Source organism: Actinomadura formosensis NBRC 14204 (assembly GCF_001552155.1).
Taxonomy (GTDB): Bacteria; Actinomycetota; Actinomycetes; order Streptosporangiales; family Streptosporangiaceae; genus Spirillospora; species Spirillospora formosensis.
This window is the reverse complement of the sequence record NZ_BCQQ01000188.1, coordinates 1-8,326: the sequence shown is the minus strand read 5'-3', so window position 1 is coordinate 8,326 and position 8,326 is coordinate 1. Positions and strand designations below refer to the sequence as shown.

8 protein-coding genes and 1 pseudogene are annotated in these 8,326 nt (G+C 75.2%); all 9 read right to left on the bottom strand.

Features of this window, described 5'->3' with window-relative positions; all coding sequences use genetic code 11:
* Positions 1-94 precede the first annotated feature (94 nt).
* Positions 95-1,972 carry a hypothetical protein gene (locus tag AF1_RS30520; protein ID WP_067807239.1) on the bottom strand — a complete coding sequence of 626 codons (1,878 nt, stop codon included), beginning with the start codon at positions 1,970-1,972 and terminating at the stop codon, positions 95-97.
* Between the two features lie 262 nt (positions 1,973-2,234).
* Positions 2,235-2,705, bottom strand: a complete 471-nt coding sequence (locus AF1_RS30515; protein ID WP_067807235.1) for a universal stress protein — start codon at positions 2,703-2,705, stop codon at positions 2,235-2,237.
* Entirely contained in the window at positions 2,702-3,304 is a 603-nt protein-coding gene (locus AF1_RS30510; RefSeq protein ID WP_067807231.1) for a V-type ATP synthase subunit D, read from the bottom strand. The genes AF1_RS30515 and AF1_RS30510 overlap by 4 nt, the downstream gene beginning before the upstream one ends.
* Positions 3,301-4,725 carry a V-type ATP synthase subunit B gene (locus AF1_RS30505; RefSeq protein WP_084263483.1) on the bottom strand — a complete coding sequence of 475 codons (1,425 nt, stop codon included), beginning with the start codon at positions 4,723-4,725 and terminating at the stop codon, positions 3,301-3,303. Before AF1_RS30505 ends, AF1_RS30510 begins: the two co-directional genes overlap by 4 nt.
* On the bottom strand, positions 4,722-6,236 hold the full coding sequence (locus tag AF1_RS30500) for a V-type ATP synthase subunit A (RefSeq protein WP_207394044.1): 1,515 nt from the start codon (positions 6,234-6,236) through the stop codon (positions 4,722-4,724). The genes AF1_RS30505 and AF1_RS30500 overlap by 4 nt, the downstream gene beginning before the upstream one ends.
* The gene (locus AF1_RS30495) at positions 6,233-6,757 is read right to left on the bottom strand and encodes a hypothetical protein (RefSeq protein ID WP_067807228.1); all 525 of its coding nucleotides are present in this window, start codon (positions 6,755-6,757) and stop codon (positions 6,233-6,235) included. Before AF1_RS30495 ends, AF1_RS30500 begins: the two co-directional genes overlap by 4 nt.
* A complete protein-coding gene (locus AF1_RS30490) occupies positions 6,754-6,987 on the bottom strand; it encodes a V-type proton ATPase subunit F family protein (protein WP_067807242.1) in 234 nt (77 codons plus the stop codon). Before AF1_RS30490 ends, AF1_RS30495 begins: the two co-directional genes overlap by 4 nt.
* A gap of 5 nt (positions 6,988-6,992) precedes the next feature.
* Positions 6,993-7,244, bottom strand: a complete 252-nt coding sequence (locus AF1_RS30485; protein ID WP_084263482.1) for a hypothetical protein — start codon at positions 7,242-7,244, stop codon at positions 6,993-6,995.
* A pseudogene (locus AF1_RS35480) lies at positions 7,229-8,326 on the bottom strand (hypothetical protein); the annotation flags it as partial. The pseudogene AF1_RS35480 and the gene AF1_RS30485, both read right to left, overlap by 16 nt.

Below are 8,326 nucleotides of genomic sequence, written 5' to 3'. Positions count from 1 at the left end.
GCCGGCAGCGCTCCCGCGCCGTCGCCGGCCAGCGCCCGGGCCGGCAGCGGGGTCAGCGGCGTCACGGCCTCGCCGGGCCGCAGTGCGGGCTCGCTCACGCCGGCGCCTCGGCGCCGTCGGCGGTCGAGGACACGGTGACCGCGCCGTTGTCGGCGGCCGAGACCGAGATCTTGCCCGGCAGTGCCACCGAGTCGGCGAACACCTGACGGAAGATCTTCGCCTTGTCGTTGTCCTTGTTCTTGACGATCTCGCGGGCCAGCGCCTCCTGGTCCAGCCGGGCCTGCGCGGCCGCGTTGGCGAGTTCGCGCTGCTTGACGGCCGCCTCCTGCAGGCCCTTGGAGTAGTCGTCGAGCGCGTTGCCCTGGCCGAGCAGCGCGTCCACGATGACGCCCTCGGTCCGCATCACGATCTTGTTGGCCGCCACGATCACGCCCGGCACGGTGAACTTGTTGCCGGTCTCGTCCTGGTAGGTGGAGGTCATGTCCTTGCGCACGCGCCAGTAGAAGTCGGTGGCGCTCAGCGACTTCTTCTCGATGAACGGCGGGTTCACCACCTCGTCCCGGTGGTCCAGGACGGTGGAGAGCTGCTCGATGATCATGTCGGTCAGCTCCTTGTGCTTGGCCGGCTTGACGTACTTCTCCAGCAGCACGGCCAGCTTGGACAGCGGCACCTCCTCGACCGACTCGGCCTGGCCGGTCCAGTACGCCACCCGCACGTCGACCAGGTGCAGCAGCGTGATGTGCTCCTGGTTCATCTGCCGGAACACGAAGTTGAGCGTCCGCCCGACGTTGATGTTCTCCAGCTGGCGGGTGATCGAGGTCTCCTCGCCCTCCTCCTGCCGGACCTCGTTGGAGGTCTCGACCTGGACGTCCCGCTTGCTGGAGGCCTTGGCCGAGTGCTTGTTGAGCGCGTTGCTGACGTTCTTGGCGAACTGCTCGCGCTGGGAGGCCGTACCGCCCTTGACACCGCCGCTGACCTTGGCGCTGCCCCAGCCCCAGCTGGCCGACGCCTCGGCCTCGGCGTGGTACTCGAAGCTCTCCTGCTCGGCCTGCTTGTCGGACTGCTCCTGCTGGACCGAGGTCTCGAAGTCGTCGGCGCTCTCCTTGGTGAAGGAGTCCAGCACGCTGGAGGCGGACTTGGCCGCCTGCTCGCTCTTGCGGAAGGTCTTGACGCTGATCGTGGTCTTCTCGCCGGGCAGCAGGCTGAAGGTCTTCAGCGTACGGCCGGCACCGTACTGGCCCAGGAAGGACGACATCCGGTACGTCTCGATCAGCACGATCTGCGGGTGCCTGACCTTCGGCTCGGGCAGGAAGCCGTAGTTGTACTCGCCCCACATGCTCCGGTAGACGTTGAGCCGCCGGCCCTTGCGCAGCCGCTCGGCGACGTGCTCGATGTCGAGGTCGGTGAACTTCGGGGTGAGCGGCCGGTCGGCCAGCGCCGCCGCCGCGAGCACCGAGCCGCGCACCGCCAGCGGCAGGTTGGTCCGCTCGGCCGGGGCCGCCGCGGCGGCCTCGACGTGCGGCACCGGGGTGGGGGTGGGAGCCGGGGCCTGCGGGGCCTCCTGCGCGACGAAGTCGTGCAGGTCCGGCCGCACGGCCCGGTCGCGCAGCCCCTGCCCGAGCACGCTGGTGGTCTCGGTGTCCAGCAGCCCGCCGCTGCGCTGCACCGCGTTCTGGGCGTGGAAGAGCCCGCTGTGGGTCGCCGCCGGGTTCTTGATGCCGGGGAAGATCCGCTCGTCCCCGGTGCGCAGCGCCTCGGCCACCTGCGCGGGTGTGACGTTCGCGAGTTCCTCGATGGGGACGCGTCCCTGCTCCACCTCGTCGAGCGCGGCCTCGACGAACCAGTCCTGCGAGGCCCCGGGCAGTTCCAGCGCGATCCCGTTCCGGCCGGTGTACGAGGTGGGCTCGGCGACGTTGTAGCTGAGAATCGGTGCCTTGCCCTGGGGATCGAGTTGCATCATCGGGTCGGCCACTGTGATACCTCCGTATCGAACGGACCCGGCTCTCTTCCGGGTTCCGATACCAGGAGGGCGGCCGACCTGCGATCGACCTGGGAGCGCACCCGCCTCGAAAACCACATCACGCGAGGCGACCCCGGGCCATCCGGGAGAACGCCGACTCCCAGCGAAGAGGCATCGCAGCGACATCCGTGCGAACACGTAGTACGCGGACGATCACGCTGCGGCATGCGTCCGGGATCCGGGCGACCCGAGCCGCGCCGGTCCTCGCGGCGTCTCAGGGCCGCTCGCCGCCTGCCCTCCACCCGGCCGGGACGACGAGGACGGGCTGCTCGGCGAACTCCAGGATCCGCGCCGCCCACGGGACCAGGACGGGCCCGCCGGGCTGCGGGATCTCGTCCCGGCCGAGGACGATCATCTCCGGCCGGACGCGGCGCGCCTCGTCCAGCACCTGCTCGGCGGTGTCCCCGGACAGCAGGACGGTCTCCAGCGGCACCTCCGCCGGCCCGGCGAGGCGCTCGACGTGCCGGAGCATCGAGCGGACGGCGAGGTCGCGGCGCCCGCGGACGTCCGGGCGGCCGGACACCTCGGCCATGGCGTCGGCGAGGACGCCGTCGGACACGACGCTGACCGCCCTGATCGGGGCGCCGGTCAGCCGGGCCAGTTCCGTCGTGTAGCGGGCGGCCGTGAGCGCCGCCGGCGAGTCCTCGACGACCAGCAGCAGGCAGTGGTCCGTGAACGGGGTCATGGTCGCTCCCGGGCGGTGCGGCGGCGGAGGCGGGCCGCGTCCTCGCGTTCCCGTTCCTCCAGCGCGAACTCGATCCCGGCGAGCGCGGCGCGCAGCCGGGGCAGCCGGCGGCGCTCGATCGCGCGGACGCGCTGCCGCGTGGCCGAGACCTCGGCGTCGATGGTGGCCGCGGCGGCGGTCGCGGCGGCGTGCGCGCAGGCGGCCTCCAGGGCCGCCCGGCAGGCCCGCTCGGCGGGGACGAGCGCGGTGCCGCCCGTCGTGCGGGGCGGACCGGCGGGTGCGTCGAGGACGATCCGGGCGGTGTAGACGACCCCCATGGCCACGGTCTGCTCGATCCTCAGCGTCGCGCGGCGCTCGCCGGACGCCAGCGGGATCACCCTGCGCCCGCCCAGCAGCGTGGCCTGGAGCAGCAGCCGGTCGGCCGCCGCGCACAGCCGGTTCCAGCGCTCCTCGGTGCGGGCCACGAGCAGCCGCATCCGCTCCTGCTCGCCCCGCAGGATGCCGAGCTTGCGCTGCAGCAGTTCCACGGCGCCCTCGGCGACGTCGATCCGCTGCCGCAGCCACAGCCGTCCGGCACGCCCCTGGACCTGGCCGTTCACCGTTCCTCCCGCGGATAGTGGGCGTCGATCGCCGCGCCGGGCAGCATCGTCAGCTCGCGCCTCGGCAGGACCACGAGCGCCCGCCAGGCCCGTTCCAGCGTGTCGTCCAGCGAGCGGGGCTCCGCGGTTCCCTGGGCGACGAGCGTCCGCAGGTAGGCGCGCTCGAAGTCCAGGTAGCGCCGGTCGGTCTCGCTGAGCGCCGCGGTCCCGACGAGCTCCCCCAGTTCGCGGGCCCGGCGGGCGCGGGCGAGGGCCGCGAGGACCTGCGCGGCGACGCCCGGATGGTCCGCGCGGGTCCGGCCGGCGCCGGCGGCCTTGCGCATCAGGCGCGACAGCGAGTCGAGCGCCTCCACCGGCGGGTACACGCCCCGCGCGTGCAGGTCCTCGGAGAGGACGATCTGCCCTTCGGTGATGTATCCGGTCAGGTCGGGGACGGGATGGGTGATGTCGCCGCCGGGCATCGTCAGCACCGGGACGAGGGTGACCGAGCCGGGACGGCCCCGGACGCGCCCGCACCGCTCGTACAGCGACGCCAGGTCGCTGTAGAGGTAGCCCGGGTAGGCGCGCCGCGCCGGGATCTCCCCGCGCGCCGCCGACACCTCCCGCAGCGCCTCGCAGTAGGCGGTCATGTCGCCCATGACGACCAGGACGTGCCGCCCCTCCTCGAACGCCAGGTGCTCGGCCACGGTGAGCGCGATACGGGGGGTCAGGATCCGCTCGATGACCGGGGCGTCCGCGAGGTTCAGCAGCAGCACGAGGTCGCCGGCCGCCGACCGTTCCTCCAGGGTGCCGCGGACGGCGGCGGCGTCGGCGTGGGTGAGGCCCAGCGCGGCGAACACGACGCTGAACGGCTCGCCGCCCGCCGACGCCTGCGCGGCGATCTGCGCGGCCAGTTCCAGGTGCGGGAGCCCGGCCCGGGAGAAGATCGGCAGCTTCTGGCCGCGGGCGAGCGTGGTGAGCGCGTCGATGGCCGAGACGCCGGTCAGGACGGGGTCGGCGGGCGGTTCCCGGTGCACCGGGTTGAGCGGGACTCCCGCGACGGGCGCCTCGTCCGCGCCGAGGACGGGCGGGCCGCCGTCCAGGGGTTCCCCGAGGCCGTCGCAGACCCGTCCCAGCCAGCCCGTCCCGACCGGGATCCGCAGCGGCGCGCCCCTGAAGGTGACCCGGGTGCCCTCCAGCACCTGGACGAGCACCCGGTCCCGGGCGGTGTCCAGGACGAGCCCGTGCCGCGCCTCCCCGGTGCCGAGCCGGATGTCGGCGAACTCGTCCCAGCCGACCCCCTCGGCGCCGGGCACCGTCATGAGCGGGCCCCGTATCCGCGACACGCGCGTGTACGCGGGCCTGCTCCACCGGTCGGGAGCGGCCCGCACGTCCCGTCCGGCGGGCTCGGTGCGCCCGGCCTGCTCGGTCCGCTCTGTCATGACAGGTCCCCGAGCCGCCGGAGCATCGCCTCGCGGCGGGCGGCGACGTCCGCGACGGAGGGCGCCTCCTCGCGGGCGCGCACGATGGGGGAGAAGTCCTGCTCCTCGATCGCCGTGGCGGGGACGCCCCCGCCGACGAGTTCCTGGCAGCGGTCCACCACCGCGAGCACCGCCTCGACCAGGGCCGCGCCGCGTTCCGCCGTGCACGACGCGTCGACCGGGCTGAGCGCGCTCTGCTGGAGCACCCCCTCCCGCAGGAGGTCCCCGGCCAGCAGGACCATGCGTTCGTGCCCCGGCAGGGTGCTCGTCCCGACGAGTTCGGCGAGCACGGCCAGCCGCTCCGCCTCGGCCAGCAGGCTCGCCATGCGGGTGCGCCGCCCCTCCCATCCGGGGTCTCCCGCGGCGGCGTGGCGGCGGGCGAGCGCCGCCGTGTCGCGGGCGAACGAGTTCGACCACGAGACCGCCGGATAGTGGCGTGAGTAGGCCAGGTCCTTGTCCAGGCTCCACCGGGCCCGGACGAACCGCTCGGTGTAGGCGGTGACCGGCTCGGTCATGTCCCCTCCGGGCGGGGACACCGCGCCGATGATGGTCACCGACCCCTCGGCGCCGTCCAGCGTCCGGACCCGTCCGGCCCGCTCGTAGAACGCGGCCAGCGCGGACGGCAGCGCCGCCGGATACCCCTCCTCGCCCGGCAGTTCCCCGCCCCGGGAGGCGAACTCGCGCAGCGCCTCGGCCCACCGGGACGTGGAGTCGGCGATGACGACGGCGTCCTTTCCCCGGTCGCGGAAGTACTCGGCGACGGTGACGCCGCTGTAGACGCCCGCCTCCCGCGCCATCATCGGCATGTTCGAGGTGTTGGCGATGACGACCGTACGGTCGGCGAGGCGCCCCCCGGTCCGCGGGTCGTCCAGCTCCGCCAGCTCGGCGAGGACGTCGGCCATCTCGTTGCCGCGCTCCCCGCAGCCGACGTAGACGATCACGTCGGCGTCGCACCACTTGGCGATCTGCTGCAGCAGCATGGTCTTGCCCGTCCCGAAGCCGCCCGGGACGGCGACGGTCCCGCCGCGCGGCACGGGGAACAGCAGGTCGATGACCCGCTGCCCGGTGTGCAGCGGCACGTCCGCGTCCAGCCGCTCCGCGTAGGGCCGGGGCCGCCGCACCGGCCAGTACTCGGCGGGCCGCTCGTCCGCCGTCCCGCCGCCCGGACCGGCCGCCCGCCGCCGGGCCGGGTCCAGCCACACGTCCGCGGTCGAGAGCCGGCGCAGGAGCCCGTCGAAGACGCCGCCGAGCAGGTGCGGGCCGAGCGGCGCGGACAGCGGGCGTCCCACCGTGCCGCCCGGGGCGCCCGGCGCGAGCCCGCCCGTGTACTCGTACGCCTGGACGGTGGCGTCCGCGCCGTCGAGGGCGACGATCTCGCCGGGCAGCCGGCCGGCGCCCAGTTCCACCACGTCGTCCATGGCGGCGCCGCGCAGCCCGGTCATCTCCACGAGCGGCCCGTTGATCCGTGTCACCTCGGCTCCCACAGCCGTGTCACCTCCGCTCCCAGTGCCGCCACCGCGCGGTCGGCGAGGACGCCGGCGGACAGGTCCAGCTCCGTGCCGTCCTTGCGGGCGACGACGCCGCCGCCCGGGACCTCCTGCACCGCGGCGCCGGGGCCGAGGAGCCGTTCGGCCGTCGCCGTCAGCCTCCGGACGGTGCCCGGGCCGCGCGGCCCCGTGCACAGGTCCCGTGTCCCCGCCGCGACCCGGCGGCGCAGCTCGTCGTAGGCGCGTCTGCGGGCGGCGAGGACCACCTCCCGGGCGTGGCCGCGCACGCGGGAACGTTCGGCGGCGGCCACCGCCTCCCCGTCGGCGCGGCCCGCCGTCCGGGCGTCGGCCACGATCCGGTCCGCCTCGGCGCGGGCCGCCTCGATGACGGCCGCGGCGTCCCGTTCGGCGTCCTCGACCAGGCGCCCGGCGCGGCCACGGGCCCGCGCGAGCAGCGCGTCCCGCACGGGTGCGAGCGCCGCCGCGGCCTCCGCGCCGGCGGTCACGGCGGCATCACCACCGTCAGCACGCCGGGACGCCGCCGCGTCCGGTCGCCCAGGGCCTCGGCCGCCGCGCGGGTCAGCACGACGACCGCGACCTCGGCGCCGAGGCCGTCCCAGCGCGCCTCGACTTCTTCGGGGCCGTCCGCCGGGACGGCCAGCGCGCCGCCGAGGGCGTACCCCTCGACCCGGGCGCGTTCCCCGAGCACGGCGATGCGGGCACCCTCGGCGGCCACGGCGGTCACGCCTTCCCGATGAGGATGATGCCGATGATCAGCCCGTAGATGGCGATGCCCTCGGCGAGGCCGACGATGACCATCGCGCGGCCGAACAGTTCGGGCCGCTCGCTCATCGCCGCGAGCGCCGCCGCGCCGGCGTAGGCGACCGCGATCCCCGCCCCGATCGCGGCCCCGCCGACGGCGACCCCCGCGCCGATGAAGGGAGCCCAGTTCGCGGCCGCCGCGGGCGCCGCCGTGATCACTTCTGCGGACATGGTCCGTCCACCTCCTGTGCGGTCAGCGGGATGTGCCAGGGCCGGAACGGCCTGCCCTGGGTCGTGAAGAGCCGGGAGAACAGCTCGTAGTACTCCAGCCGGAGCGCCTGGACGCCCGCCACGAGCGCCTCCAGCGCGAACGTCACGGCCGTCCCGGCGACGAAGAGGGCGATGGCGGCGAGGACGGCGAGGACACCGCCCCGGCCCCACAGCGCGGCCGTCCCGGCCCAGACGATCCCGGCGAGCGCGGCGTGCGTCAGGCCGAACGCCGCGAGCCGCGCGAACGACACGACGTTCGCGCCGAGCCGGACGACCAGGTCGAACAGTTCGACGACCGCCTCGACCACCCCGGCGCCGCCGCCCCCGGACCCGGCGAGGAACCCGGTGAACGCCAGCGCCAGGCCGAGCACCCCGGCGGCCCCGCCCGCGACCGCGAGCGGCGGCGCGTCCAGGTAGGCGCCGGCGGTGAGCCCGCCGAGGCCGAGGAAGGCCGAGGCGCCCGCGATCCCGGACGGCTCGTACAGCGCCACCGCCCAGCCGCCCTCACGCCACCGGTTGACGATGCCGAGTGCGAACGCCGCGGCCAGCAGCACCGACCCCACGCCCACCGCGGCGACCAGCAGCTCGACCGGGCTGTCGAGCGGCGCCAGCCACAGCACCGGGACGACGCCCGTCGGCCCGAAGAACTCCCCGTACAGCAGCCCGAAGGCCGTGCTCGTGACCCCGGCGCCCACGACGAACGGCCAGGCGCGCCGGAGCCGGGGCCGGCGCCGCGGGTACCCGGCCCACAGCGCGATGCCGCCCGCGAGCAGCATCAGCCCCTGGCCCGCGTCGCCGAACATCAGCACGTAGGCGGCCCAGGCGAGCGGCGTCGGGTCGATGTCGGCGTACGGGACGGTCCCGTACGTCTCGACGAGCGGGGTGAGCGAGCCGCGCAGCCTCTGCTCGGGCGTTCCCCCCGGCAGCACGGTCGGCGTTTCGGCGCCGCGCGGGTGCGGCAGCGGCACCACGGCGGCGCCCGCGTCCGCGAGCCGCGCGGCCAGGCCGGAACGCGCGGTCCGCGGCGTCCAGCCGGCCAGCGC

Excerpts from the sequence above, each read along its gene's own strand:
- AF1_RS30515 (WP_067807235.1), bottom strand. The coding sequence starts at position 2,705 with ATGACCCCGTTCACGGACCACTGCCTGCTGCTGGTCGTCGAGGACTCG.
- AF1_RS30505 (WP_084263483.1), bottom strand. The coding sequence starts at position 4,725 with ATGACAGAGCGGACCGAGCAGGCCGGGCGCACCGAGCCCGCCGGACGG.
- AF1_RS30485 (WP_084263482.1), bottom strand. The coding sequence starts at position 7,244 with ATGTCCGCAGAAGTGATCACGGCGGCGCCCGCGGCGGCCGCGAACTGG.